Raw genomic sequence first — 1,260 nt, 5'->3', positions numbered from 1 at the left:
TGTACGGACCGGACACATGGTTGACGGGTGTGCGGGGACATGGTGGACACTTCTCGGCGAAGCCAGCTTCGCCGGGAGGCCATCATGCCCTGGAACACGAGAGACGCCATGAGCCTAAAACAAGAGTTTGTTTCATTAGCAAAGAAACCCGGCAGTAATAAGCGAGAGCTGTGTCGACGATTTGGTATAAGTCCGCAAACCGCCTACAAGTGGCTAAAGCGTTACGAGGCCGGCGGCTCTGCGGGTTTGCAAGAGAAGTCACGCAGGCCCGCCAGCAGCCCCAAACTGACCCGGGCCGAGCTGGAGGCTGAGGTCGTTGCACTTCGCCAAGATCATCCGGCATGGGGCGGACGCACAATTAGCAGCATGCTGGACAAGCGAATTGCTCCCAGTACTGTCACTAATGTCCTGCACCGGCACAGCTTGATTAAGCCTTCAGAGAAAGAACCAGAGGCCCGGCTGAGATTTGAACATCCTGAGCCCAACGATCTTTGGCAGATGGATTTCAAAGGCCACTTTGCAATGCAGCAAGGCCGATGCCACCCCCTGACCATCCTGGACGATCATTCGCGGTTCAACCTGGCCATCCAAGCGTGTGATAACGAGCGAGGCACCACCGTAAAACAGAAGATGAGCGAGGTATTTGAAACTTACGGTTTACCGGCACGTATCAACGTCGACAATGGCGCGCCATGGGGCTCACCGCGTAATCCTGGCGAGATCACAGAGTTGAGTATTTGGCTGGTGCGTTTGGGAATTCGGATAAGTTTCAGTCGTCCCTACCATCCGCAAACAAATGGGAAAATCGAGCGTTTTCATCGATCACTCAAGGCAGAAGTCCTTAACGGGCGTCACTTTTCTACGCTAGCGGATGCTCAATCAGCATTCGATCAATGGCGTGAAATATACAACCTGCAACGTCCTCATCAGGCGCTGGAATACAAGGTGCCCATGGACCGCTATCGCAGCAGTCCTTGGGCTTATCCGCAAAAGCTACCTGAGTTTGAATACGGACCAGACGACGTGTTAGCCAAGGTTTATCACAGCCGTTTTCGCTTCCAAAAACGCTACTTCAGCATCGCAAAAGGCTTGGTAGGACAGCACATAGCAATCCGCCCGAACGCAGAAAGCGATGGTCTGTTCGACGTCTATTTCTGCCATCACTTTTTGCGAACAATCGACATTAGTAAGCCTGATTATGGTCAATAATGTGTCCACCATGTCCCCGCACATGTGTCAACCATGTGTCCGGTCCGTACA

At 52.9% G+C, this 1,260-nt stretch carries 1 protein-coding gene; it reads left to right on the top strand.

What is annotated here, in order from left to right:
- The first annotated feature begins 84 nt into the window (after positions 1 to 84).
- Positions 85 to 1,209 (top strand): IS481 family transposase, encoded by a 1,125-nt coding sequence (locus GIW48_RS29640; RefSeq protein WP_017135449.1) that lies wholly within the window; start codon positions 85 to 87, stop codon positions 1,207 to 1,209.
- The last annotated feature ends 51 nt before the right edge of the window (positions 1,210 to 1,260 follow it).

Origin of the sequence: Pseudomonas sp. PA-6-3C, assembly GCF_021605825.1 — a bacterium.
Taxonomy (GTDB): Bacteria; Pseudomonadota; Gammaproteobacteria; order Pseudomonadales; family Pseudomonadaceae; genus Aquipseudomonas; species Aquipseudomonas edaphica.
The sequence above is the reverse complement of the archived record's forward strand: the minus strand, read 5'-3'. Positions and strand labels throughout refer to the sequence as shown.

What these genes read in the sequence shown, in the direction of transcription:
- GIW48_RS29640 (WP_017135449.1), top strand. Translation starts at nt 85, where the DNA reads ATGCCCTGGAACACGAGAGACGCCATGAGCCTAAAACAAGAGTTTGTT.